The sequence below is a fragment of the Bacillus sp. PDNC022 genome, assembly GCF_016919285.1.
Taxonomy (GTDB): domain Bacteria; phylum Bacillota; class Bacilli; order Bacillales; family Bacillaceae; genus Bacillus; species Bacillus safensis.
The window spans coordinates 88548-114754 of the sequence record NZ_CP070345.1; the positions used below are offsets into that span (position 1 = coordinate 88548).

Below are 26207 nucleotides of genomic sequence, written 5' to 3' on the forward strand. Positions count from 1 at the left end.
GATCATCTGTATGTTTTTTTATCCTTTCACACAAAATAACGACAAAATGAACTTGTGAAAGGAAGAGTGCAGGTGAACCAATTTTATCGTGTACATGGTGATGTGATCGAAACACCATTAAGAGGGATGGAAGTCATGTCAGTCCCTTATTTAAACAAAGGGGTTGCATTTACAAAGGAAGAGCGGGAGGAGCTCGGGTTAAAGGGATTTCTTCCGCCTAAGGTCTTAACCTTAGAGGATCAAGCAAAGCGTGCATATGAGCAGTTCAAGGCACAGCCGGATGAGCTAGGGAAGAATGTGTATTTAACATCACTTCATGATAGAAACGAAGTGCTTTTTTACAAATTACTTAATGAACACTTGGCGGAAATGCTTCCGATTGTCTACACGCCGACTGTAGGAACAGCTATTCAGCGTTATAGCCATGAGTATCGAAAGCCGAGAGGGCTTTATTTATCGATTGATGATCTGGAAGGCATGGAAGAGATTTTTGCTTCTTATGGTGTCGATGAATCAATTGATTTAATCGTTGCAACTGATGCAGAAGGTATTTTAGGCATTGGAGACTGGGGCGTTGGCGGGATTGCCATTTCAGTTGGGAAACTTGCTGTTTATACAGCTGCAGCAGGCATTGATCCTAGCCGCGTGCTGGCAGTAGTGCTTGATGCCGGCACGAACCAGGAAAGTCTCTTGAATGATCCGCTTTATGTTGGAAATCAGCACTCCCGCGTGCGAGGAGAGCGCTATGATCAGTTCATTGATCAATATGTCGAGCTTGCCCGTGCTACTTTCCCAAATGCACTCCTTCACTGGGAAGACTTTGGCACAAAGAATGCCCGTGCGATATTGGAAAAATATAAGGACCGTATTTGTACATTTAACGATGACATTCAAGGGACTGGCGCCGTTTCACTTGCAGCAGTTCTTGCATGTGCAAAAGCTTCGAAAGTTCCGCTGAAAGATCACCGTATCGTCATTTTTGGAGCGGGTACGGCAGGTATTGGCATAGCCGAGCAAATCCGTGATGCAATCGTCAGAGACGGGGTCAAAGAAGAGGAGTCCTACGATCATTTCTGGTGTATTGATAAAACGGGGCTGCTCACAGATGATTCACCTGACATTCAGCCATTTCAAAAGCCGTATGCAAGGCGTGCTGACGAAGTAAAGGATTATGCCCGTAATGGTCCAAAGCATTCGATTGATCTATTAGAGGTCGTCAAGCAGGCGAAACCAACGATCTTAATTGGCACCTCGACTGTCGGAGGAGCATTTACAGAGGAAATTGTGAAAGAAATGGCGTCACATGTGGAACGCCCTGCGATTTTACCGATGTCGAATCCGACACCTCTATCAGAAGCAAAGCCGCAAGATCTGATCGAGTGGACTGAGGGACGCGCTCTTGTGACAACGGGAAGCCCATTCGATCCTGTCGAATATGGCGGCGTCACATATGAAATTGGACAAGCGAATAATGCTCTTGTCTTCCCAGGTCTTGGTCTAGGCACAATTGTGTCAAAAGCAAGGTTGATGACAGACAGTATGTTTGTTGCGAGTGCTGAAGCCATTGCAAGCATGGTCAATGTTGGGAAGCCGGGTGCAGCGATGCTGCCAAGTGTCGATCAGCTTCGAACCGTTTCAGCGACAGTGGCCGTCCGTGTGGCGCAGGCAGCAATTGATGAAGGAATTGCAGAAGAAACGCCTGATGATCTTATTCAGGCTGTACAGGACGCTATGTGGCATCCTGTGTACAAAAAAATCAAAGCCATATAAAAAAAGCTTCGCAAGGACACGTCTTTGCGAAGCTTTCTTGATCAAGCAACAGAATCAATGACATCAACGATCATGCCAGTTTTGGCATCAATCATCACTTCATACTGTTCAAGCTCGCCAAAGGCAGAGCGGGTAATGCCAGATTTGTACACATCAATCGTTTCACCATTTACGGTATACGGTTCTGGTACAGTATAAATCCATGAGCCATCAATCGGGCCGCGCTGTTTAAAAGCAGATTTCACAATTTTTAATGCTTTTTCAGATGAAATATACGTAGGGAAAAATACTTTCTTTGCAACAATTGCAGCGGCTACGCCAATACTCGCACCAATCAGAACATGTTTTAACTTCAACGTGCTGCACCTCCGTATTGCTGTTTTTTCCATTATACAAAACTTGTCCATTGATGTTAAGGAATCCGAATACTTGAAAGCATATTCAAAATTTCTGGAGAGATACTTGGAAAACCGAAAGAATTCTTATAGTATAAAGTGAGTGTTATTTTTATAGGAATATATATGGTCATTACATAGAAACGAGGTAAACTGTAGAATGAACGAAGAAACATTGTCACTTTTCCGAAATTTAACAGAATTACAGGGAACTCCAGGAAATGAGCACCATGTGCGTGCTTTTATGAAAAAGGAACTTGAGAAATATTCTGATGAACTCATTCAAGACCGTCTTGGCGGAGTGTTTGGCGTACGCAAGGGGCCGGAAAACGCACCGAAAATTATGGTAGCGGGTCATATGGATGAAGTCGGATTCATGGTCTCATCGATTACAAAAAACGGGATGATTCGTTTTCAAACACTTGGCGGCTGGTGGAGTCAAGTCATGCTGGCACAGCGTGTGGACGTCCATACAGATCACGGGCCAATTCCTGGTGTCGTCTCTAGTACACCTCCTCACCTTCTGACGCCAGAACAAAAAAGCAAACCTGTGAAGCCGTCAGATATGCTTATTGATATTGGTGCAGACAGTGAAGAAGAGGCAAAAGAGCTTGGCGTTCGTCCAGGACAGCAAATCGTTCCTGCAACGGTTTTTACTCCAATGGCGAATCCAAAAAAGATTTTAGCGAAGGCTTGGGATAACCGCTATGGCTGCGGCCTTGCGATTGAATTATTAAAAGAATTAAAAGACGAATCACTTTCATGTCAGCTGTATTCAGGAGCAACTGTTCAAGAGGAAGTAGGACTTAGAGGAGCTGAGGCAGCTGCGAATATGATTCAGCCAGATCTTTTCTTCGCTTTAGATGCGAGTCCTGCAAACGATGTGACAGGTGATAAAACACAGTTCGGCCAGCTTGGAAAAGGTGCACTTCTCCGTATTTTTGATCGGACAATGATTACGCACCGCGGAATGAGAGACTTTGTGCTTGATACTGCTGAGACAAACAACATTCCATATCAATATTTCGTATCACCGGGTGGTACGGACGCTGGACGTGTTCATATTTCAAACCAAGGTGTGCCTTCTGCTGTGATCGGGGTTTGCGCACGTTACATTCATACAAGTCATTCTGTTTTGCATGTGGATGATTACGCAGCGGCAAAAGAGTTAATTGTCCGCCTTGTCAAAAATTGTGATCAAAGTACAGTGGATTCTATTTATCAACAGGTATAAATGTGATAGAAAAAGGCTGCCTCTTCAATGAGAGCAGCCTTCCAGCGTGTAGACAAACCCTCGCATTCGGTGTCAGGTCTGCGCGCCGGTGCTCACGAATCTCACATTCGCTCCGCTCCGGTGCTCGTCCTTCCTAGACTGCAAAGGTTTTCTATCACGCTGAATAGAAGACAAAGGGCTAAAATCAAGATCATTTTAGCCCTTTGTCAACAATCTGAAAGGCTGCCTCTTTAATGAGAGCAGCCTTCTTTATTATTGCTGTTCAAACACATAAGATAACGCCTTGATCGCTTGGTTGACGGTTTCAACAGTGATATTTGCTTTGTTTGATAGTTCCTTTAACGGATGGTGCAGCTCTTTTGGACGGATCAAAATAAGAGGTTTCCCTTTTGCAATCGCAGCAGATGCATCCATGGCTGTGTTCCACTGTTTATATTTCTCACCAAAGCGCGCAATGACGACATCTGCTTTGTTTAATAAAATTTCAGTACGAAAATTGTTCAAATCAGACGCAGCATCATCTTTAAAAATGGCATTTGGCTGCTCACCTAAAATATCCTCACCGATGTTATCGGAGCGGTCATGATTTTCCATTGGACCGACAAATGTCACTGGCAGCTTCAAAGATTGGCTTTTCTCCTTGATTTCATCACGCCACTGGCTATGAATTTCTCCAGCTAAATAGACAGTTAATTGCATAACGATCTCCTCCTTTTGTACAAACTTAGTAAAGGTTTGTCCTGTTTCTTTTCATGTTACACAAGAAGTGCTTGATAAAGCAAAAAAAATATGATTATGATATTCATGGTAGAGACTATTTTTCACCGTAAGAATACTACATATAATGGGAAGGACAGGCCTCTTCGTCTTTCCTATGAGAAAGCAGGAAGACGACGTTGATGACTTATTTGAAAAGAAAGGGGATCTCCCTTTCGCCAAAGGTGTATTTCATTGATGCACTTTCTTATATGGCTTTGGGCCTATTTGCTACATTAGTGGTAGGTCTGATTTTAAAAACAGCAGGCGGTCTGTTATCACTTTCTCTCATTGTGAAAATGGGTACGCTTGCTATGGGTCTGATGGGACCGGCAATTGGCGTAGCAGTTGCTTATCGCTTAAATGCTTCTCCATTAATCATTTTTGCAAGTGTTGTCTCAGGTGCCGCTGGAGCAGAGCTTGGGGGACCAGCCGGAAGCTTCGCGGCTGCTCTAATTGGGGTGGAACTCGGCAAGCTGGTCAGTGGTGAGACAAGAATTGATATTATTTTAACGCCGCTTGTCACCATTATCACTGGCTTTTTCACCGCTGCTCTAATCGGACCTGGGATTGAAGCCATGATGACAGGGCTCGGCAGACTCATCATGTGGGGGACAGACCAAAGCCCGCTGATCATGGGCATGCTGGTAGCGACCATTGTTGGACTTGCTCTCAGTTCTCCGATCTCAAGTGCTGCACTTGCGCTTATGCTTGACTTAAGCGGAACCGCTGCTGGTGCTGCAACGATTGGCTGCTGTGCTCAAATGGTCGGCTTTGCCGCTGCAGGCTTTAGAGAAAATCGCTTTGGCGGTCTTGCGGCTGTCGGCATTGGAACGTCAAAGTTGCAGCTTTCGAACATTGTGAAAAACCCACTCATCCTGATTCCGCCGACGGTTGCTGGTTTGATTCTCGCGCCAATTGGTATTATTGGCTTTGGGATGGTTAATAATGCGGCAGGAGCGGGAATGGGAACGAGCGGGCTTGTTGGACAGCTCATGACCCTGACCGTCATGGGGTTTCATCCATCTGTATTTCTGGCGATAGCTCTCTTGCATATCGTTGGCCCGGCAGTGATTAGTTTGGTAGTATCAGAATGGATGAGAAAGAAAGGCTATATACAATTCGGAGATTTAACCATACAAACTGGAGGAATGAAACATGAAAAAAATTGAATCAAACGAAGAATTACAAAAAGTGATTCAAGAAGACTTAACGGTATTGCTATTTTCAGCTGACTGGTGCCCGGACTGCACATTTATTGAGCCATTCTTGCCAGAGCTTGAAGCAAACTACCCAGAATTTGAGTACTTCTATGTCGATAGAGATAAGTTCATTGACACTTGTGCAGAGTGGGAAATTTACGGCATTCCAAGCTTTTTAGTCTTTAAAAACGGACAAGAGATTAACCGCTTTGTCAGCAAAGATCGTAAGACAAAGGAAGAGATAGAAGCATTTTTAACAGATTCTCTTTCTAAATAACGAAAGGAGAGTCTAAAACGATGGCAAAAATGACATCAAGACAGCTTGCGAATGAACTCAAAAGCCGTCTGACGAACGACAGCTGGTCACACCAGTTTGACCGGGAAAAAGATACGCTTCGTATTGAAGATAAACAAACAGGCAAAGGCATCACACTAGAGCTCCCGCCAATTATTGCAAAGTGGGAAGTAAAGCCTGATGAAACAATCGATGAGATCGTTTATTATGTGAAAGAAGCGTTGAGTGCTATGAAAGGCGAAGCGCAGCACATCTCAGGAAAAGAAAAGCAGATCTATCCGGTCATTCGTTCTACTTCCTTTCCTGAGGCATCAAGTGATGGAATTCCGCTCGTGTTTGATGAGCATACAGCAGAAACGAGAATCTACTATGCACTTGACCTTGGAAGCACCTACCGATTAATTGATGAAAAGATGCTTCAAAAGGAAAACTGGACAAAAGAGCGAATCAGAGAAACTGCAAGCTTCAATGTCCGTTCGCTTAAAACTGTAGTGAAAATGGATGAAGTGGCAGGCAACCGGTTTTATTTCTTCCGTGCAAATGACGGGTATGACGCCAGCAGACTTTTAAATGAATCGTTATTACAAGAATACGCGCAAAAAATAGAAGGGCAGATGGCGATTTCTGTTCCTCATCAAGATGTATTCATCATTGCAGACGTTCGCAATGATTCAGGCTATGATATTTTAGGACAGATGTCGATGAGCTTCTTCGCCAGCGGCACGGTTCCAATTACCGCATTGTCATTTTTATATGATGAGGGTAAGCTTGAACCGATCTTTATACTTGCAAAAAGCAGACCAAAACAGCAGTAGAAGGGAATTTTGAAGAATGAACGTTTTTTATAATGCAGAAGGTGTAGGCGACACACTCCTTATTTCATTGAAAGATGTGACGAGAGAAGAAGTAGGTCATGAGACATTTGGAGATGTTGTACGAATCTTCAATCAAGAAACAAAAGAAACAACAGGCTTTAATATCTTCAATGCATCCACTTACATGAAAATTGAAGAAAACGGATCTGTCCCGCTTTCTGAAACCATTGTTCAAGATATCAATGAAATTTTAAACCGAAACGGTGTCAGTGAAACGTTAACTGTGGATCTATCACCAAAATTTGTTGTCGGCTATGTGAAGGAAAAAGAAAAGCATCCGAATGCAGATAAATTAAACATTTGCCAAGTCGATGTGGGCGATGAAACCTTACAAATCGTGTGCGGTGCACCAAACGTTGACCAAGGCCAATATGTCGTGGTTGCGAAGGTCGGTGCAGTGATGCCAAGCGGTATGGTCATCAAAGATGCTGAGCTTAGAGGCGTTCCATCAAGCGGCATGATCTGTTCAGCGAAAGAGTTAGATCTTCCAGACGCACCTGCTGAAAAAGGGATTCTTGTTTTAGAAGGAAGCCATCAAGCTGGCGAACCCTTTAAAGCTTAACCTCCCATAAACGGGCACATAGGAGCGAAGAATGTGTTATACCAAAAGTCACTAAGTACGTACTTAGTGACTTTTTTTCATCTATAACAGCATGAACAGCATAAAGCGGCACTTTTCTCGCTTTTCTGCATGAAAAAGCAATGGTATACTAAAAATCGCCCAAGAAAACGTAAGGGGAGTTAAAGTGAGTGATAAATGATGAGTTGGTTAGATAAATTTTTTAGTGTATTTTTAGGAGAAGAAAAGAAAGAAGAAAAAGCTGCAAGACCTGAAGAAAATCTAGCTGCACCAAAGCAGCCAGCTTTTGAACAGCATAAAGAATATAAAAAAATCGAAGATACGAAAGTGTATTATGAATATCCAAAAGGCAACTTTCGCTTTCCGCTCGTTCCAGATGAACCTCAGCGTGATGGAGTGAAGCAGGAGAGAAGACGCGTGAAACCAAGCCAGCCAAAGGCAAAGCAGACAACCTATCAGCCTAAACAAACGCTTCAGCCTGATATGAATAAAAAGCCATTCAAACCAGAGCAAATTCCATCACCGATCTATGGCTATCATCAGGATATGCGTCCAAAACGAGCAGATGCAAAAGAAGAAGCAGCTTCAGTTCAAAGGAAAGCAGCAGAAGAAACGGCGCAGCGTGTCACACTGTTATCAGAAGAGGCAGAGCGTGAACGAAATGTCAGACAGCAAATGAACATCCCGTCTATACAGAAAGAAAAACGTATCGAGGAAATGGCTTCAGCGTCAGCAGAAGAGAGAACGGACAAAGAGCCAGCAGTAACCCCGCATGTATTGCAAGAGGAACTCGCTTATCAAGATCATGTTCAATCGACGATGGAACGTTTAACTGACGAGCCGTTCATCCAGCCAGAAGAAAATGAGCCAGAAGATCATCATGAAGCTGATTTACATAAGCAGCAAGCAGAAGTCTATCAGAAGCAGCCGGTTGAGTCTGAGCCGGAACAGGCTGCCTCAAGCAATGACGAAGAAATAAAAGATGAGCCTGTCAATCAGTTTGAAGATCATACTGAGGAAATAGAGATGTTGACCTTCGAAACACCGGAACCTTCGCAGCCGGCTATTGAAATGGAAGTAGACATTCCATCAGAAGAAGCGGCGTTAACAGAAAACATTTCAGAAGAAACGGTGGAAGAACTAGAAGCTGATCCAATAGAAGACAAACAAGAAGAAGCGCCAGCGGCAGCATTTGAAGAAGCTGAGCCAGTCAAACATGACCTGCAGGAAGATCAGCTGGTTCAAGAAGCTGAAATTGTAGAAGATCAAGTGTTGATGCCAGTAGAACAAGTAATAGAGGAACAAACTGCATCTGAACCGGCAGAAACGGTTATAGAGCAGACAGAGCAGCAAGAACAAACGCAGGAAGCCAAGAAAGAAGAACCAAAACAGACATCTCCGCAGCCACAACGCGCAAGCGGGCAAACCTCCACGGTTCCTTTTAATGTCATGATGTTGAAAAGCGATCAGCGCGTGCAAGGGCAAAAGAAAGCAGCCGATACACAAGGGTATGTTTTTCCAAGTCTCGCCCTTTTAGACGTACCGCCAGCTCAAAAAGAAGAGGACGGCACATGGGTGAAAGAGCGGGCAGAGCTGCTCAATGCGACGCTTAAAAATTTTAACGTAAGAGCAAGTGTCGTTCATGTCACACAGGGTCCTTCTGTGACAAGGTTTGAAGTACATCCAGAACCAGGTGTCAAAGTGAACAAAATCACGAACCTGTCAGATGATATTAAACTTAGTTTGTCCGCAAAGGATATTCGAATTGAAGCACCGATTCCAGGAAAGAACACGATCGGGATCGAAGTGCCAAACCTGCACAGTAAAATGGTGTTCTTAAGAGAAATGATCAGAAGCAGTGCGTTTAGAGACAATCCATCTCCTTTAACAGCAGCACTCGGATTAGATATCTCAGGCCAGCCTGTCGTGGTTGATCTGCAAAAAATGCCGCATGGCTTAATTGCCGGAGCAACTGGTTCAGGAAAAAGCGTCTGCATTAATACGATTTTAGTGAGCCTAATGTTTAAGGCATCACCAGATGAAGTGAAAATGCTCTTAATTGACCCTAAAATGGTTGAATTAGCGCCGTATAATCACATTCCGCATCTTGTGAGTCCTGTTATTACGGATGCCAAGACAGCGACTGCTGCTCTGAAATGGGTAGTGGATGAAATGGAAAGACGCTATGAACTATTTGCGCACTCTGGCGTGAGAGAAATTAAACGATTTAATGAGCTTGTGAAAGAAAAACAAATGGGTGAAAAACTGCCTTATCTCGTCGTGGTGATCGATGAGCTGGCTGATTTAATGATGGTCGCCCCAAATGAAGTCGAAGAAAGCATCTGCCGAATTGCACAAAAAGCAAGAGCATGCGGCATTCACTTATTGATTGCGACACAAAGACCATCTGTTGATGTCATTACAGGTCTCATTAAAGCCAATATCCCAACAAGAATTGCGTTTTCTGTTTCAAGTCAGGTTGATTCAAGAACCATTATTGACATGGCAGGTGCAGAAAAGCTTCTCGGAAAAGGAGACATGCTCTTCTTAGAAAATGGCTCCGGCAAGCCGACAAGGCTGCAAGGGAACTTTGTATCAGACCGTGAGATTGATCAAGTAGTGGCACATGTGAGAAAGCAGCGCAAGCCAGTGTTCCTTTTTGAACAGGAGGAACTAATGCTCCAAGGCTCTGCGATTACAGACGAAGATGAATTGTTTATGGATGCCTGCCGTTTTGCCATCGAGCAGAATAGCGCTAGTACATCAAGTTTGCAGCGAAGATTTAGAATTGGCTACAATCGTGCAGCCAGACTGATTGACATGATGGAGCGCGAGGGGATGATCTCTGGTGCGAAAGGCAGTAAGCCGAGAGAAGTGCTCATGACGCTGAGTGACTTAGAACAGTTGATCTAAACAAACCACTTCATTTTTTTTATAAACATGGTATGATAGCACATAGGTGCAATTTTGTAATTGGACGCTTTTCGCATGTCTGCCAGAACGCTTTTTTATGTAAAATAAGCGGAAATAGGTGTTAGAAATGGGAAAGTTGTCGGATACTAATCATAGTTAATATTGATTAGAATAGGAAGATCGGAAAAAATCTTTATTTGGAGCTGCGATCTGTGATCAGCTAGAGGCAAAAATCACAAGTTGCAAATTGAAATGAGCGTCATATACTGTAAGTCAGATAGACGTTTGTTGGAGGTACAATTATGACTGTTTATCATTTTGTTGGAATAAAAGGGACAGGTATGAGTCCACTGGCCCAAATTCTTCATGATACTGGGTATACTGTCCAAGGATCGGATATCGAAAAACATATCTTTACACAAAAAGCATTAGAAGAACGAAATATTAAAATTCTACCATTTGACCCAGATAATATTCAGCCAGGGATGACGGTCATCGCAGGAAATGCATTCCCTGATACACACCCTGAGATTGAACGTGCCCTTTCTGAAGGGATTCCTGTCATTCGTTACCATAAATTCCTTGGAGAATACATGGATTCATTCACAAACGTTGCGATTACTGGTGCTCATGGCAAAACATCAACAACAGGACTGCTTGCTCACGTCATGCAGGCAGCAAAACCTACTTCGTACTTAATCGGTGATGGATCTGGAATGGGGAAAGAAAACAGTGAGTATTTTGTCTTTGAAGCATGCGAATACCGCAGACACTTCCTCAGCTATCATCCAGATTATGCGATCATGACCAATATTGATTTTGATCACCCTGATTATTTCTCAGATATTAATGACGTGTTTGATGCGTTTCAAAACATGGCGCTTCAAGTGAAAAAAGCCATTATTGCCTGTGGTGATGACGAGCATCTGCCAAAGATTCAAGCGAAGGTACCTGTTGTGTACTACGGTTTCAACGAAGAAAATGATTTCCAAGCACGCAATGTTGTGAAAAATACGGAAGGTACCACATTTGATGTATTTGTACGCAATACGTTTTATGATACCTTCTACATTCCTGCCTACGGAAATCATAATGTCCTCAACTCGTTAGCTGTCATTGCATTATGTCACTATGAGTCCATTGATGTAGAGCTTATCAAAGGCGCATTAACGACATTTGGCGGTGTGAAACGACGATTTAATGAAAAAGTGGTCGGTGAGCAGGTCTTAATTGACGATTATGCACATCATCCAACTGAAATTGAAGTCACGATTGAAGCAGCTCGCCAAAAATATCCGGACCGTGATATTGTGGCTGTCTTCCAGCCGCATACGTTCACACGTACACAGCAATTCTTAAGTGAATTTGCTGACAGTCTAAAGAAAGCCGACTATGTCTACCTTTGTGATATTTTCGGTTCAGCCCGTGAAAACATTGGGAAGCTGAGCATTGAAGATTTACGAGAAAAAATCCCGCAGGCCCAATTGATTGAAGAAGAAGACACATCTGTGCTGAAAGCGCATGAAGATGCGATTCTGATCTTTATGGGAGCAGGAGACATTCAAAAATATTTGCGTGCTTATGAAAAAGTCGCTGTATAAATGCTTAAACGAAAAGTGCCGTGTAGAACGGCACTTCAGCGTGTAGACAAACCCTCGCATTCGTTGTCAGGCCTCTGCGCCGGTACTCACGAATGTCAAATTCGCTCCGTTCCGGTGCTCGTCCTTCCTAGACTGCAAAGGTTTTCTATCACGCTGAAAGAAGACAAAGGGCTAAAATAAAGATCATTTTAGCCTTTTGTCCATAATCTAAAGTGCCGTGTGAAACGGCACTTTTTTTATTTTGAATAAAATGTGACAAATGGGCTAATTGTGTCAACATGTGCCGCTTTTTTTCGTTCGCTGTGGACAGGAATTAGCGAATAAGTGTAGAATTATTATTCAATCGGTCATTCTAGGCGATGTTTGAATGATACAACGAGAGGGTAATGAATTGAATATGCCCGCAGCAAAGGAGGTATCAGATGATTATTATTCTATATCTAAGCGTTGCACTGATCGCAATTGCTTTCCTCATTCTTGTCATCTATTTGTCCAAAACATTAAAATCCTTACAGCTGACATTAAAGAATGTTGCATCAACTTTAGAGGGTCTTGAAGGTCAGATGCAAGGCATCACCACAGAGACAGCGCAGTTGCTACATAAGACGAATCAGCTTGCTGAAGATATTCAAGACAAATCAGCAAAACTCAATACAGTTGTGGATGCGGTGCAGGGAATTGGCGGCTCGATCAACCAATTTAATACAAGCATAAAGCAGGCAGCTGGTGCAGTTTCTTCATCCGTTGAAAGAAATCAAGAAAAAGTGACGGATGTGGTAAGCTGGAGTAACGCAGCACTTGAAATTTATAAAAAATGGAAACAGCGTAAACACCAAAAATAAACCATATTCGCATAGGAGGAATAATCATGAGCAAAGACGGAATCAATAGCAAAGACTTTTTGATCGGAACACTTATTGGTGGAATTGTGGGTGCAACAACAGCATTATTTTTAGCACCGAAGTCAGGGAAAGAGCTTCGCGATGATTTGAACACCCAAGCGAATGCGTTAAAAGAAAAAACAGACCGGCTCACAACAGATGCAAAAGAAAAAGGCACTGAATATGTGACGATTGCGAAAGATAAAACGTCTGAATTGTCTCAGCTTGTAGCAGAGCAGTCAAACCAGATTTTAGACAAAGTGAAAGACATAAAAGAGCGTGCGGCCGGAAAAGCTAATCACGTGAAAAATGAAGCAGAAGATGCGGTAGCGGATTTGGCAAGCGATGCATCTGATGTAGCAGATGAAGCAAAAGTACGAGCAGAAGAAGCAAAGTCAGAAATTGAAGACGGCATCAAAGATGTCAAAGAAAAAGTAGAACAATCTACTAAAGGCTAACGCTCACTGCTCGAAGTGAAGAAGGAGAACATCATGTCAAAACAACTCATTGAAACAGAAGAACAGTTTGATCAACTAACGAATCAAGATGGGACCTTTGTCTTTTTTAAGCACAGTTTGACATGTCCGATCAGCCAAGCAGCTTTTCAAGAGTTTGAAGCATTTGCGTCTGCACATGAAGACGTGCCAACGTATTTCTTGCAGATTCAAAACACGAGAGAGCTTTCATCCTATGTGACGGAAAAGTCTGGAGTAAAGCATGAAAGCCCGCAGGCACTCATCTTTAGCGGTGGAAAAGTAAAATGGCATGCTTCTCACTCAAGCATTACAAAAGAAGCGCTTGAACATAATCTGTAAAAGAAACGTCAGCATCGGCTGACGTTTTTTTTATAAAAAAAGGTTTACTTGAACGAAAAGTATGCTATAATCTTACATACAATACTTTACCGCTTAAAAGCGTTTGGGTAATAAAGAAAATTTTCGTGACAATTCCGAAATCTTTGTTTATAATAAACCCTATCATGAAAGAATGAAAAAATAAAAAGCGAGAGCAGGCAGAGGAAAGGATGACAAAAATGAGCAACAATGAACTAGAAAAATTGAGGCAGCAGGCAGATGAACTAAATCTTCAAATCTTAAAACTGATCAATGAAAGAGGAAACATTGTAAAAGAAATTGGAAAAGCGAAAGAAGCGCAAGGTGTCAACCGTTATGATCCTGTCAGAGAGCGCACAATGCTGAACCAAATTCTTGAAGAAAATGATGGACCATTTGAAAACTCAACGATTCAGCATATTTTCAAAGAGATTTTCAAAGCAGGTCTAGAGCTTCAAGAAGATGACCATAGCAAAGCACTTCTTGTTTCTCGTAAGAAAAAACCAGAAAACACAATCGTGAACATCAATGGGGAAGCGATTGGTGATGGAAAGCAGCGTTTCATCGTTGGACCATGTGCGGTTGAAAGCTACGAGCAAGTCGCAGAAGTAGCGGCAGCAGCGAAACAGCAAGGATTAAAACTACTTCGCGGTGGCGCATTTAAACCTCGCACAAGTCCATATGACTTCCAAGGACTTGGTGTAGACGGTCTAAAGATTCTAAAGCGTGTAGCGGATGAATACGGTCTTGCTGTCATTAGTGAAATTGTTAATCCTGCTCATATTGAAGAAGCGATTGAGCATATCGATGTCATCCAAATTGGGGCACGTAACATGCAAAACTTCGAACTATTAAAAGAAGCCGGTTCAGTGAATAAACCAGTTCTTTTAAAACGAGGTCTTGCAGCGACCATTTCAGAATTCATCAATGCAGCTGAATACATCATCGCCCAAGGAAACGATCAAATCATCCTTTGCGAGCGCGGTATCCGCACATACGAAACAGCAACAAGAAATACACTAGATATCTCGGCAGTGCCAATCTTGAAACAAGAGACACATTTACCAGTCTTCGTTGATGTGACGCACTCAACTGGACGCAGGGATCTTCTCCTTCCAACAGCGAAAGCAGCTCTTGCGATTGGAGCAGACGGTGTCATGGCAGAAGTACATCCAGATCCATCTGTTGCTCTATCTGATTCAGCACAGCAAATGGACATTCCACAATTCGAAAAATGGTTAGATGCGTTAAGACCACTTGTCAACATTCACGCATAATCATAGATAGAAATAGCCGCCGGATGACTGCCCGGCGGTTTTTTTATGGAGAAAATACCATGAAGTTTGGGAATGAAAGGAAGAAAGCACATTGCAAGCCCAAAAAGTGCTTGTTCACAATGTTTTCATTTTTAAAATTCGATAGAATCTGCTAAGATCATTGTCATAGCTGGCGTTCTCGATGTTTTTTTATGAAATATGATTCAAATTACAGGTAACAAGCTGATTAAAGTTTGTTTAATTTAGTTATAAAAAGAAAGGGAACGTTTTCATATGACAAAAAAACGTGTATAATTTCATAAAAGAATGTCATTTTGATGTAGATTGAAAAATTATGTGTCTCTTTTCATCGTTTTAATGACAAATAGGATATTATTTTCCTCGTATCTGACATGTCTCTATCCAATTGGTGAATGCTATAGATATGAAGTGTATTTGAAGGAGTGATTTATGTGAATAATGTTACAATATATGATGTAGCAAGAGAAGCAAATGTAAGTATGGCAACGGTATCACGCGTAGTAAATGGTAATCCAAACGTAAAACCAACAACAAGAAAAAAGGTGCTTGAAGCGATTGATCGCCTTGGCTATCGTCCGAATGCAGTGGCTCGAGGCCTAGCAAGTAAAAAAACAACGACAGTTGGGGTCATCATCCCTGATATTTCTAGTATCTTCTATTCAGAATTAGCACGCGGTATTGAAGACATCGCTACGATGTATAAATACAACATCATTTTGAGCAACTCAGATCAAAATACTGATAAAGAGCTTCATTTGTTAAATACGATGCTTGGCAAACAAGTAGACGGAATTGTCTTTATGGGCGGAAACATCACAGATGTGCATGTGGAAGAATTTAAGCGCTCTCCTGTACCGATTGTGCTTGCAGCATCTGTTGAAGAGCAGGCTCAAACACCATCTGTCAACATCAACTATGAGCAAGCCATTTATGATTCAGTTCAGCTGCTAGTTGAAAAAGGACATAAACGAATTGCATTTGTTTCTGGTCCAATGTCAGAACCAATTAATTCCGTGAGAAAGCTTGCAGGTTATAAGCGTGCGCTTGAAGAAGCGGGCATAGCGTTTGACGACGTACTCGTCGCTGAAGGTGATTACTCTTATGATTCTGGAATTGAAGCACTTGCTCATCTGCTTGAGCAGTCTGACAAGCCGACTGCTGTTATCGCAGCTACAGATGAAATGGCTCTAGGTGTCATTCACGGAGCACAAGACAGAGGGGTATCCATTCCTGAAGATCTAGAAGTGATTGGCTTTGATAACACAAGACTTTCTCTCATGGTGCGTCCTCAGCTGACAACCGTGGTTCAGCCGACATATGATATTGGTGCTGTTGCGATGAGACTGCTTACAAAGCTGATGAACAAAGAACAAGTGGACGATCAAATTGTTGAGCTTCCGCACAGAATTGAAGAAAGACAATCAACGAAATAAAACTAAAAAAGCAGGCTTACCTTATGAGGGAAAGCCTGCTTTTTTCATGCCTTTTTCTTTTCTCTTCTAACAGGCATAAGTGCTTTTTCTACTGTTTGAGCATTCTTTTCTGTGATTTCTGCTTTTCTTGGGATCGGTGGATATAAATCGTCAGGGTCTCTCCACGTGGGTGGAAGGGTAACAGGCGATTGCTTATTCCATGCCTGAATCCAGTCCTGAGGCAGCTCAGCAGGCGGTGTAATGCCTTTCATTTCAAGCCAAATGCGGCTCCACGCTCTTGGAACGACGCGCCAAATATCATATCCCCCTCCGCCAACAGCGATCCATTTACCGTCACAATATTGATGCGCAAGCTCATGGGCAAGTCTAGGAATTTCCTCATATATTTTCATGGTGGCAGATAAATGAGTTAACGGATCATAGTAATGTGCATCTGCCCCGTTTTGCGTCAAAATCACATCTGGTTTAAAAAAAGCAGCAATTTCAGTCACTGCTGTTCGGTATGCTTCGAGAAACGATTCATCTTCCGTAAATGCATCTAGCGGAATATTATAAGCGTAGCCATAGCCTTTATCGTGACCTCTTTCCTGTACTTGTCCGGTTCCAGGGAACAAGTAGCGTCCCGTTTCATGAATGGACACCGTACATACTTCTGGGTCGTCATAAAAGCTGAACTGGACACCATCGCCGTGATGAGCATCCGTATCAATATATAAAATTCTAGCGCCATATGTCTTTTGAATATATTGGATCGCCACAGAGCTGTCATTATAAATACAAAAGCCAGATGCACGCCCTTTGAATCCATGGTGAAGCCCGCCGCCAAGATTGAGTGCATGCTGCGAATGACCGAGCATCACTTGATCAACCGCTGTTAATGTTCCGCCAACAAGGAGAGAAGCCGCCTCATGCATGCCTGCGAACATTGGTGTATCCTCAGTGCCAAGACCGTAGCGTTCACCCTCTGCAGTAGACAGCTTTCCTTCACTTGCCCGCTGCACAGCCTGGATATAATCTGCTGTATGGACGAGCTTTAATTCCTCCAGAGTAGCCATACGCGGTGCGACGATCTCATCCTCTGTTAACGCCTTCATTTTTTGAAGAAGATCATAAGTTAAGTAGACACGAAGCTGATTGAAGGGATGATCTTGGTTAAATTGGTACGTTTGAAAAGATGGTGAAAAAACAAAGGTCGCTTCCTTCATTTGATCGTCTGCTCCATAGGCCAGAGCACCTTATAGCCTTTTGCGCGAATCAGCTTCGTCACATGATCTGCATGAATGGTTTGAAGGCGGAATACGAGCACTTTAGATGCCTCATTGGCATGCGGGTATACAAGCACACTCAGCATTTGAATATGCTGCTCCTTTAAAATGGCTGTAATATCTGCGAGACCTTCTGTCATCTGCTCCACTTCAACCTCTAAGTGCGATCCAGGCTGATCTGCACCTGTCAGTCTTACAAACGTACGAAGCAGATCTGTCTTTGTGATAATGCCTACAAGTTTTCCGCGTCTCACCACAGGAAGACAGCCAATTCCGTGCTCAAAAAAGACACTTGATATCTCCTCAACGAAATCAAGCGGGTGAGCAGTGATCGTCTCTAATACCATGATCTCTTCTACTGGCCGCTGAATAAAGAGCTTCCTTTTCTCTGTTTCAAAAATACTTGGACTGGCATTTTTAATATCCCGGTCTGTCACCATCCCAATGACAGATCCTTGATCAGATACGATCGGGATATGCCGGATGTGGTGTGCACTCATTTTTTGAATGGCTTCTTCAATCGTATCGGTTTTTCGCAGCGTGATCACATCACGCTCCATAATTTGTTCAATCATCATTATTTACCAATCCCCTTTGCCAAAAAACGAATTGAACGTTAATACATAAAACGCTGATGGAAGCGAAGACGATCGAAACGCTCGATCGAATCAGGACTCACATGTTTCCCAATTCTGGCCATTAAACAATTGGCTGGATGTGAGCTAATCTCTGGCTCGTCTGTTGCAAACCAGACAAGACCGCCTGCGTTCATCATTTTCTCCATCATTTTGCGGTACTCCCAAACGTTTTTCTTTGTCCCCTTTAAATCCCAATGCCAGTAATATTCAGTTGTAATGATGATGTAATTCTCCATTTGCTCATCCATCATGCTCACATCAAGTAAATGCTTGCCAAGTGAGCACCCTCTAAATGGAGGAGCGACCTCAATCGCGCCAAGCTCAATTAAATTGTCCATTTTGCCCTCTGACCAGCGCTCCAGTGGATCAGGATACAAATACGTGACGTAGCCTACGACAAGCTCATCCACTCTTGCAATGATAATACGTCCTTCTGGAAGATCTGCTATTTCAACAAGTGCTTGTTTCTGTTCCTCAGGCGTGCGAAATGCCGTTAATCCTTCATGAAACGTATAGTTCGCAAGCTCTGATGCAGGCACCGGTCCTTCAATTAGGATGGAACCTGTTTCTCGCTCAATGGTTTTTGAATAATAAGTTTTAGGATGCTCCACGTATCCACCGCCCCTAATTCTAGTGAGTCGTCTCTATTCTATCTTAAATCTTGCAAGATTTAAAACGGTTTCATCAGAAGTTTTTTAAAAATTGAGAAAAAAAGTCATCTATACTATAATGGTCATTGTAAACGTATGCAAAGGGGGACTGTTTGATGAAATTGGAAACGCTGCCATCAGTAAAAGGGGATTATCATTTAAATGATTATGAGCAGGCATACAAAGATTTTTCATGGGAGGAAGCAAGAAAAAACTTCTCATGGTATGAAACAGGAAAAATAAATGCAGCCTATGAAGCGATTGACAGACATGCGGACTCGTTTCGTCAGAATAAGGTGGCGCTGCACTACAAAGATTCACAGCGAGATGAAAAGTATACGTTCAGGGATATGAAAATCCACACAAACAAAGCGGGAAATCTATTCAGAGAAAATGCGCATGTGGAAAAAGGGGATCGCGTGTTTATCTTTATGCCAAGATCACCCGAGCTCTATTTTCTTCTGCTCGGTGCAGTTAAAATTGGTGCGATCGTTGGCCCATTATTTGAGGCATTTATGGAAGGTGCCGTCAAAGACCGTTTAGAAAATAGTGAGGCTAAGGTGATCGTGACAACACCGGAGTTGCTTGAGCGAATTCCATTTGCAGAGCTTCCGAAGCTTGAATCTGTCATCATTGTCGGCGGTGAAAACGAAGACGTCGATGGCGTCCGGACAATTCACTATGAAAAGGCGTTTGAGGAGGCAGCAAAGGAGCTTGAAATTGAATGGATGGATGAAAAAGACGGCTTCCTGCTTCATTACACATCAGGATCTACCGGTACGCCAAAAGGTGTGCTTCATGTCCATGGTGCAATGGTGCAGCAAGGTCAAACTGGTAAATGGGTGCTTGACTTAAAAGAAGATGACGTTTACTGGTGTACAGCTGATCCAGGCTGGGTTACAGGCACAGTGTACGGTATTTTTTCACCGTGGTTAAATGGGGCAACGAATGTGATTTTAGGCGGCCGGTTTAATCCTGATACGTGGTATGAAACCATTGAATCACTTGGTGTAACCGTTTGGTACAGTGCCCCGACCGCCTTTAGAATGCTCATGGGGGCAGGGGATGACCTCATTCAAAAATATGACCTAAGCTCACTCCGCCATGTCTTAAGTGTGGGAGAGCCTCTTAATCCAGAAGTCATCCGCTGGGGAGATGCTGTTTTTGGCAAACGAATTCACGACACTTGGTGGATGACAGAAACCGGTGCACAGCTGATTTGTAATTATCCATGCATGGACATCAAGCCAGGCTCGATGGGAAAACCGATTCCAGGCGTAGAAGCGGCGATTGTGGATAATGCAGGAAATGAACTTCCGCCATACCGGATGGGCAACCTTGCCATTAAAAAAGGCTGGCCTTCTATGATGCATACGATCTGGAACAATCCTGAAAAATATGAATCTTACTTTATGCCGGGAGATTGGTATGTTTCAGGAGATTCAGCTTATATGGACGAAGACGGATACTTTTGGTTCCAGGGACGTGTCGATGATGTCATCATGACGTCAGGAGAGCGGGTCGGTCCATTTGAGGTGGAAAGTAAACTGGTTGAACATCCAGCTATTGCAGAAGCTGGTGTCATTGGAAAGCCAGATCCGGTCCGCGGTGAAATTATTAAAGCGTTTATAGCGCTCAGAAGCGGATATGAGCCGACAGATGAGCTAAAAGAAGAGATTCGTACGTTTGTGAAAAAAGGACTCGCAGCACATGCGGCACCGCGAGAAATTGAGTTTAAAGACAAACTGCCAAAAACGAGAAGTGGAAAAATTATGAGACGTGTGCTAAAGGCATGGGAGCTGAATTTACCTGCTGGCGACCTTTCGACAATGGAAGATTGATTTTTTCATCAGTTGACTTGATATCAAAAGTGTGTTAAAAATGACATTAGTTGAATATGAAAAGGTTTTGACTGAGATTCAGTAGAATAATCTTTCCCTGTTAAAGAGAGCTGACGGCTGGTGCGAGTCAGTACAAAGAGATATTCGAATTACCCTCACGAACCGCTTTTACGAAAAGGAGCATACCCTGATTAGTGAAAGAACGGAACTATCCGTTATCAGTGTAAGTGAAAAGACAAGATTTTTTGTCTTTTAAGCAGGGTGGTACCGCGATATATATCGTCCCTTCGTTCATTCGAAGGGGCGTTTTTTATGTTTCATTTTAAAAAAAGGAGATTTGGATATGAGTCAATTGATGGAAGAGCTATCGTTCAGAGGATTAATTCAGCAGCAAACAGATGAAGAAGGTTTAACAAAATTATTAGCAGAAGAGAAAATCAAGCTATACTCCGGCTTTGATCCGACAGCTGACAGCTTGCACATTGGTCATCTATTGCCAATTTTAACATTACGCAGATTCCAAGAGGCAGGTCATCATCCGATTGCTCTTGTTGGCGGCGCAACTGGACTCATTGGTGATCCTAGCTTCAAAAAAGCAGAACGTTCACTCAACCCAGCAGAAATCGTCGAACAGTGGTCAGAAAAAATCAAAGGACAGCTGTCTCAATTTCTTGATTTTGAAGCAGGCGAGAACCCAGCCGTCATCGTGAATAACTACGACTGGATCAGCCAAATGAATGTCATCACGTTCCTTCGTGATATTGGAAAGAATTTCGGTGTAAACTTCATGCTGGCAAAAGATATCGTGAGCTCACGTATCGAAACAGGGATTTCTTACACAGAGTTCAGCTATGTCATCCTGCAGTCTTTAGACTTCTTAAACCTTTACAGAAATGAAAATTGTAAGCTGCAAATCGGCGGAAGTGATCAGTGGGGAAATATCACATCTGGACTTGAGCTGATCCGTAAATCTGAAGCAGAAGGGGCAAAAGCATTCGGTCTGACAATGCCGCTTGTCACAAAAGCAGACGGCACAAAGTTTGGTAAAACAGAAGGCGGTGCCATCTGGTTAGATAAAGAAAAAACGTCTCCTTATGAGTTCTACCAATTCTGGATCAACACAGATGACCGTGATGTCGTGAAATACTTAAAATACTTTACGTTCTTATCAAAAGAAGAGATCGCATCGTACGAAGAAAAAGTGCAAACAGCACCTGAAAAGCGTGAAGCACAGCGCCGTCTAGCTGAGGAAGTGACAACACTTGTACATGGCCGTGAATCACTAGAACAGGCTGTCAACATCTCAAATGCGCTATTCAAAGGTGAGATCAAATCTCTTACAGCTGAAGAAGTGAAAGTAGGCTTTAAGGATGTTCCATCAATGGAGAAAAGCGGCACAGAAGAATTAACACTTGTCGATATCCTTGTGGAATCAAAGCTGTCTCCATCAAAGCGTCAAGCACGTGAAGATATCACAAATGGTGCTGTCTCCATCAATGGAGAGAGACAAACAGATAAAGACTATGTTCTTTCAGCTGAAGACCGAATTGAAAACCAATTTACCGTTTTAAGAAGAGGGAAGAAGAAATACTTCCTTGTGACGTATAAATAAAGTATGAAACAGTAAGCATCATTGAAAAGCACCTCCAATGTTCGTATACATTGAGGTGCTTTTCTTTTTAGAAGGATGAATTTAGCTGTTTATTTTACAGGGTCGTTTTCTTCTTGTTCAAGGAGTGAATCTTTGTTTGTATAAGCATGTTCTACCTTACAAATTCGGGTTGTATAGGATTCATACCAATCTTTTTTCCCCTTTTTTTGAACACGCTGATGTGCTGTATGTGCTTTCCATTCTTTAATGGCTGCTAATGAATCCCAGTAAGAGACAGTGATTCCAACACCATGTTCATCTCGTACACTTTCTATTCCAAGAAATCCATCTAAATCCTTCGCTAATTCTTCCATTTTTTGAGCAGCCGTATCGTATTGTTTCTGTTCGACATTTGTTCGTTTTGATGTGAAAATCACGGCATAATAGGGTGGTGCAGGTGTTTGAGTAAATAGCATCTAGTAGAACCTCCTTTGTCTATTGATATTATATATGAAAGAAAGAAGGTCTCGTAGTCTTTTTGTTTTAATTTAAAAAAGTCCAAGGTGCTTTTTGATTATTTATATTTTTGTAAAATCATCTCATAAACATTACCTTGTTCACTTTTCTGACATATTTTTCTTGTATAAAATAGAGTCGTATAAGATGAATAAGGGGGAATGAAAGTGATTCTATTTAAGAAAAGGAGTTTGCAAATTCTCATTGCGCTTGCATTGGTGATTGGTTCAATGGCTTTTATCCAGCCGAAAGAGGTGAAGGCGGCTGAGCATAATCCAGTTGTAATGGTACATGGCATTGGCGGTGCCTCTTATAACTTTTATTCTATTAAAAGTTACTTGGTTGGACAAGGCTGGGATCGAAACCAATTATATGCTATCGATTTCATAGACAAAACAGGAAATAACCGCAACAATGGACCGCGTCTATCTAGATTCGTCAAAGATGTGTTAGACAAAACGGGTGCCAAAAAAGTAGATATTGTGGCTCATAGTATGGGCGGGGCGAACACATTATACTATATTAAGAATCTAGATGGCGGCGATAAAATTGAAAACGTTGTCACAATTGGTGGAGCAAACGGACTTGTTTCAAGCAGAGCATTACCAGGCACAGATCCAAATCAAAAAATTCTTTACACATCCGTCTATAGCTCAGCTGATCTCATCGTCGTCAACAGCCTCTCTCGTTTAATTGGCGCAAGAAACGTCCTGATTCACGGCGTTGGACATATCGGTCTATTAACTTCAAGCCAAGTGAAAGGGTATATTAAAGAAGGACTGAACGGCGGAGGACAGAATACGAATTAAGAAACGAAAAAGACAGCGGTATATGCTGTCTTTTTTAATGTCAATTGGCATATGGCAGCTGTTAGATGTAAGAGATATTGATAAAGGTCATCTATTTCATCTGGATGAAGATGATCAAATCGGTTCAAATAGGTGAGGTAGTGTCGAACTGTACATCGATCATTGGTATCTATTACATCATGGCCAGTGTGTGGTTTGTCTTTTTGATGCAAAAACAGACAAAACATCGTACATAGCCAAATAAAAACATGTACAAAACGTCCGCTATTCCTTACACTACATGTAGTGAATGTGAATATTCGGAGGTGGGCGTTTTTGAAAACGAATCAAAAGGCTTTCATCATTGTAGATGTACAAAAAGCGTTCGAGCATGAAAAATGGGGAGAACGCAATAACCTAGAGGCAGAGGAAAATATCAGCAGGCTATTGACGTTTTGGAGAGAGAAAGGCTGGAAAGTGATTCATATTCAGCATACATCCGACAATCCGGACTCTGTATTTCATCCGGCAAATGAAGGGCACCTTTTCAAAGATATTGCTAACCCGCTAGAGGAAGAAACAGTGATACAAAAGAAAGTCAACAGCAGCTTTATTGGCACTAACTTAGAGGAACATCTAAGATCAAACCAGATTGACACGGTCGTGATAGCAGGATTAACAACCCCTCACTGCGTATCAACGACCACAAGAATGAGCGGAAATCTTGGCTTTGATACGTACTTGATATCAGATGCAACAGCCGCCTTTGGACTAACAGATCAAAACGGTACATATTTTGACCCAGAAACGATCCACCGGCTCTCACTTGCAACCCTGCATGATGAATTTGCGACTGTTATGACAACAGAGCAGCTCATCACAAAATGGACAGGTCAAGAATGAACGATTGAAAGCTCCTAGAAAGATATCTAGGGGCTTTTTTCATGCTAAGTCTATGTGTTCAGTGATTGTTTACGTTGTTTCATACGTGAGTAAACGAGATCAATCTCAATAAATATAAAACTGACAAAGAATGATAAGATCAATATACCGTAATCTCCTATTGATACATTCACTAGATTGATGTGAAGGATATAGTTGATAGAGAGATATAAAACGATCCAAGAACTCACCCATTCCAAAGCATAAGTGAGCCATACAGGAAGTTTAAGGAGATAAGCCAGTCCTTTTCCTATAAATAACAGAAAAGGTGACCAAAAAACGGCGATGACACTTGCGAATAAAGAGAATGAGATCAAAGAAAAAAACGACTCATACGTGATGTAATCCTCAAAAAGAAAATTCACACCTGAAACGACGATATATAGTAATATACATTGGACCGCGATCGCGAAGCAGAGAGAAAAAAAGAGCAGAAAGATAAATAGACATACAGCAAGTCTATTGGGCGGCTCATCGATAACCTGTTTTTTTCTTAAAAGAGAATAGGTGATCACTGATAAGATTAAAAGTAAGAATAGAATGATTATGATATTAAACATGGAACTCCTCCATCTAAGTACTATAGAAGACCATACGACTGATATGTCATCCATCATTATTGTACCAATAGAAAAAAGGCAATTCAATGAATTGTTTCCTATATTTGTATTTGGAAATCGAGGCAGGTTTGATTGAAGTAAGAATGGAGGGAACGGTCGAGGAAAAGAGGTTTTTGAAAATGGGAGGTTTCTTCCAATGATCTCATGTATAATAGAGAATGTACAAATGTACGGCTTACTCAAAGGTGGTCTTGGCTAAATCCCCTTGAAAGGGGGTGACGCCTATGTCAACTTTTCAAGCATTGTCCCTTATGTTTTTATTTGGGATGTTTATACTTGCTTTGTTGACGTATATAGACAAAAAGAAATAGACCACCCTTTGAGCCTAGACAACTTGTAGGGTAGGTCCATTTATTGCGTACCTTCTAGCCAGCTCACTTTGAGCCAAGCATTTGTGCATTGCCGGGATGTGACAGCATCCTGGCTTCTTTTATTTTACGCTAATTCTATTTGTATTATAACATAAAAAGGATGCTGTTAAACACTGTCATACACTAGCTTTTACTTTATATGTTTGACCCGAAACAAAAAACCCTAGAAATCCTTGAACAATCAAGGGATCTAGGGTTTTTTTGCTCTCTCTTAGAGAAGTAATGAAATTAACGAGAGTAGAACTCAACGATTAGTTGTTCGCTGATTTCAGGCGCTAATTCAGAACGCTCTGGAAGACGAGTGAAAGTTCCTTCAAGCTTTTCAGCATCGAAAGAAAGGTATTCAGGAACGAAGTTGTTTACTTCAACTGATTCTTTCACTACTGCAAGGTTTTGAGATTTCTCACGAAGAGCAATCGTTTGACCTGGTTTCACAGAGAAAGATGGGATGTCTACACGGCTTCCATCAACAAGGATGTGACCATGGTTTACTAGCTGACGAGCTTGGCGGCGAGTACGAGCAAGGCCAAGACGGTATACTAGGTTGTCAAGGCGAGTTTCAAGAAGGATCATGAAGTTTTCACCTTGTTTACCAGGAAGTTTAGCAGCTCTGTCATATAGTGTACGGAATTGACGTTCGTTGACACCGTACATGTGACGAAGTTTTTGCTTCTCTTGTAATTGTAAACCGTATTCAGATAGTTTTTTGCGTTGTCCTGGACCATGTGGGCCTGGAGCGTAAGGGCGTTTTTCAAGTTCCTTACCTGTTCCGCTTAATGAAATGCCTAAACGGCGGGAAATCTTCCAACTTGGACCTGTATAGCGAGCCATAATGTGACTCCTCCTTATTGTTTTTATTTGTGAAAAATAAAAACCGTCTGTTCTTCCTCTTTTTCGTCATTATGTTTTCATGCATCCT

General features: G+C 42.2%; 26 protein-coding genes and 1 other annotated feature. Of the genes, 18 read left to right on the forward strand and 8 right to left on the reverse strand.

Features of this window, described 5'->3' with window-relative positions; all coding sequences use genetic code 11:
- Nucleotides 1-72 precede the first annotated feature (72 nt).
- Nucleotides 73-1770 (forward strand): NAD-dependent malic enzyme, encoded by a 1698-nt coding sequence (locus JVX94_RS00565; protein ID WP_205184240.1) that lies wholly within the window; start codon nt 73-75, stop codon nt 1768-1770.
- Nucleotides 1771-1811: 41 nt separating this feature from the next.
- Here the strand turns inward: JVX94_RS00565 and JVX94_RS00570 are convergent, their stop codons facing one another.
- Complete coding sequence (locus JVX94_RS00570) at nt 1812-2126, reverse strand: PepSY domain-containing protein (protein ID WP_003217759.1); 315 nt, start codon at nt 2124-2126, stop codon at nt 1812-1814.
- Nucleotides 2127-2325: 199 nt separating this feature from the next.
- On the opposite strand from JVX94_RS00570, the gene JVX94_RS00575 reads away from it, so the two are divergent.
- On the forward strand, nt 2326-3399 hold the full coding sequence (locus tag JVX94_RS00575) for a M42 family metallopeptidase (protein WP_095409310.1): 1074 nt from the start codon (nt 2326-2328) through the stop codon (nt 3397-3399).
- 252 nt (nt 3400-3651) lie between these two features.
- Here the strand turns inward: JVX94_RS00575 and JVX94_RS00580 are convergent, their stop codons facing one another.
- Nucleotides 3652-4098: a YtoQ family protein gene (locus JVX94_RS00580; RefSeq protein WP_024426182.1), complete on the reverse strand. Its 447-nt coding sequence runs from the start codon at nt 4096-4098 to the stop codon at nt 3652-3654.
- A gap of 200 nt (nt 4099-4298) precedes the next feature.
- Here JVX94_RS00580 and JVX94_RS00585 point away from each other — a divergent pair, with 200 nt between their 5' ends.
- From JVX94_RS00585 to ccpA, 11 genes are all read left to right on the forward strand, one after another.
- Nucleotides 4299-5327 carry a PTS sugar transporter subunit IIC gene (locus JVX94_RS00585; protein ID WP_205184242.1) on the forward strand — a complete coding sequence of 343 codons (1029 nt, stop codon included), beginning with the start codon at nt 4299-4301 and terminating at the stop codon, nt 5325-5327.
- Complete coding sequence (locus JVX94_RS00590) at nt 5314-5634, forward strand: thioredoxin family protein (RefSeq protein ID WP_024424860.1); 321 nt, start codon at nt 5314-5316, stop codon at nt 5632-5634. Before JVX94_RS00585 ends, JVX94_RS00590 begins: the two co-directional genes overlap by 14 nt.
- A 20-nt stretch (nt 5635-5654) precedes the next feature.
- Nucleotides 5655-6467 (forward strand): DUF1444 domain-containing protein, encoded by an 813-nt coding sequence (locus JVX94_RS00595; RefSeq protein ID WP_095409308.1) that lies wholly within the window; start codon nt 5655-5657, stop codon nt 6465-6467.
- Nucleotides 6468-6483: 16 nt separating this feature from the next.
- On the forward strand, nt 6484-7089 hold the full coding sequence (ytpR, locus tag JVX94_RS00600) for a YtpR family tRNA-binding protein (RefSeq protein WP_095409307.1): 606 nt from the start codon (nt 6484-6486) through the stop codon (nt 7087-7089).
- A gap of 195 nt (nt 7090-7284) precedes the next feature.
- Nucleotides 7285-10020 (forward strand): DNA translocase FtsK, encoded by a 2736-nt coding sequence (locus tag JVX94_RS00605; RefSeq protein ID WP_275891456.1) that lies wholly within the window; start codon nt 7285-7287, stop codon nt 10018-10020.
- Between the two features lie 302 nt (nt 10021-10322).
- Complete coding sequence (murC, locus tag JVX94_RS00610; protein WP_095409305.1) at nt 10323-11621, forward strand: UDP-N-acetylmuramate--L-alanine ligase; 1299 nt, start codon at nt 10323-10325, stop codon at nt 11619-11621.
- A 422-nt stretch (nt 11622-12043) separates the two neighbouring features.
- Nucleotides 12044-12463 carry a DUF948 domain-containing protein gene (locus JVX94_RS00615; RefSeq protein WP_024424855.1) on the forward strand — a complete coding sequence of 140 codons (420 nt, stop codon included), beginning with the start codon at nt 12044-12046 and terminating at the stop codon, nt 12461-12463.
- A 26-nt stretch (nt 12464-12489) separates the two neighbouring features.
- Nucleotides 12490-12960 carry a YtxH domain-containing protein gene (locus tag JVX94_RS00620; protein WP_048239114.1) on the forward strand — a complete coding sequence of 157 codons (471 nt, stop codon included), beginning with the start codon at nt 12490-12492 and terminating at the stop codon, nt 12958-12960.
- Nucleotides 12961-12993: 33 nt separating this feature from the next.
- A complete protein-coding gene (gene ytxJ / locus JVX94_RS00625) occupies nt 12994-13317 on the forward strand; it encodes a bacillithiol system redox-active protein YtxJ (RefSeq protein ID WP_095409304.1) in 324 nt (107 codons plus the stop codon).
- Nucleotides 13318-13535: 218 nt separating this feature from the next.
- A complete protein-coding gene (locus tag JVX94_RS00630; RefSeq protein ID WP_024424852.1) occupies nt 13536-14612 on the forward strand; it encodes a bifunctional 3-deoxy-7-phosphoheptulonate synthase/chorismate mutase in 1077 nt (358 codons plus the stop codon).
- A gap of 452 nt (nt 14613-15064) precedes the next feature.
- Nucleotides 15065-16066: a catabolite control protein A gene (gene ccpA / locus JVX94_RS00635; protein WP_048239113.1), complete on the forward strand. Its 1002-nt coding sequence runs from the start codon at nt 15065-15067 to the stop codon at nt 16064-16066.
- A gap of 44 nt (nt 16067-16110) precedes the next feature.
- On the opposite strand, the gene JVX94_RS00640 is transcribed toward ccpA, so the two are convergent.
- The 3 genes from JVX94_RS00640 to JVX94_RS00650 are packed head-to-tail and all read right to left on the reverse strand — an operon-like array spanning nt 16111 to nt 18580.
- Nucleotides 16111-17271, reverse strand: a complete 1161-nt coding sequence (locus JVX94_RS00640) for an acetoin utilization protein AcuC (RefSeq protein ID WP_205184246.1) — start codon at nt 17269-17271, stop codon at nt 16111-16113.
- Nucleotides 17268-17909, reverse strand: coding sequence for a CBS and ACT domain-containing protein (locus JVX94_RS00645; RefSeq protein WP_095409302.1), 642 nt, complete (start codon nt 17907-17909; stop codon nt 17268-17270). Before JVX94_RS00645 ends, JVX94_RS00640 begins: the two co-directional genes overlap by 4 nt.
- A 38-nt stretch (nt 17910-17947) precedes the next feature.
- Nucleotides 17948-18580 (reverse strand): GNAT family N-acetyltransferase, encoded by a 633-nt coding sequence (locus JVX94_RS00650; RefSeq protein ID WP_095409301.1) that lies wholly within the window; start codon nt 18578-18580, stop codon nt 17948-17950.
- Nucleotides 18581-18735: 155 nt separating this feature from the next.
- On the opposite strand from JVX94_RS00650, the gene acsA reads away from it, so the two are divergent.
- Entirely contained in the window at nt 18736-20460 is a 1725-nt protein-coding gene (acsA, locus tag JVX94_RS00655) for an acetate--CoA ligase (protein WP_095409300.1), read from the forward strand.
- 58 nt (nt 20461-20518) lie between these two features.
- Nucleotides 20519-20750 (forward strand) — a binding site (T-box leader).
- Nucleotides 20751-20803: 53 nt separating this feature from the next.
- Complete coding sequence (tyrS, locus tag JVX94_RS00660; protein ID WP_095409299.1) at nt 20804-22072, forward strand: tyrosine--tRNA ligase; 1269 nt, start codon at nt 20804-20806, stop codon at nt 22070-22072.
- Nucleotides 22073-22161: 89 nt separating this feature from the next.
- Here the strand turns inward: tyrS and JVX94_RS00665 are convergent, their stop codons facing one another.
- Complete coding sequence (locus JVX94_RS00665) at nt 22162-22527, reverse strand: antibiotic biosynthesis monooxygenase family protein (protein ID WP_205184248.1); 366 nt, start codon at nt 22525-22527, stop codon at nt 22162-22164.
- Nucleotides 22528-22728: 201 nt separating this feature from the next.
- On the opposite strand from JVX94_RS00665, the gene JVX94_RS00670 reads away from it, so the two are divergent.
- Both JVX94_RS00670 and JVX94_RS00675 read left to right on the forward strand, forming a co-directional pair.
- Nucleotides 22729-23376, forward strand: a complete 648-nt coding sequence (locus JVX94_RS00670; RefSeq protein ID WP_095409297.1) for an esterase/lipase family protein — start codon at nt 22729-22731, stop codon at nt 23374-23376.
- Nucleotides 23377-23691: 315 nt separating this feature from the next.
- Nucleotides 23692-24258, forward strand: a complete 567-nt coding sequence (locus tag JVX94_RS00675; protein WP_144484963.1) for a cysteine hydrolase family protein — start codon at nt 23692-23694, stop codon at nt 24256-24258.
- Between the two features lie 50 nt (nt 24259-24308).
- On the opposite strand, the gene JVX94_RS00680 is transcribed toward JVX94_RS00675, so the two are convergent.
- Nucleotides 24309-24857, reverse strand: a complete 549-nt coding sequence (locus JVX94_RS00680) for a hypothetical protein (protein ID WP_205184250.1) — start codon at nt 24855-24857, stop codon at nt 24309-24311.
- Between the two features lie 284 nt (nt 24858-25141).
- On the opposite strand from JVX94_RS00680, the gene JVX94_RS19490 reads away from it, so the two are divergent.
- Nucleotides 25142-25228 (forward strand): putative holin-like toxin, encoded by an 87-nt coding sequence (locus tag JVX94_RS19490; protein WP_017358303.1) that lies wholly within the window; start codon nt 25142-25144, stop codon nt 25226-25228.
- 288 nt (nt 25229-25516) lie between these two features.
- Here the strand turns inward: JVX94_RS19490 and rpsD are convergent, their stop codons facing one another.
- Nucleotides 25517-26119: a 30S ribosomal protein S4 gene (gene rpsD / locus JVX94_RS00685; protein ID WP_039180654.1), complete on the reverse strand. Its 603-nt coding sequence runs from the start codon at nt 26117-26119 to the stop codon at nt 25517-25519.
- Nucleotides 26120-26207 lie beyond the last annotated feature (88 nt).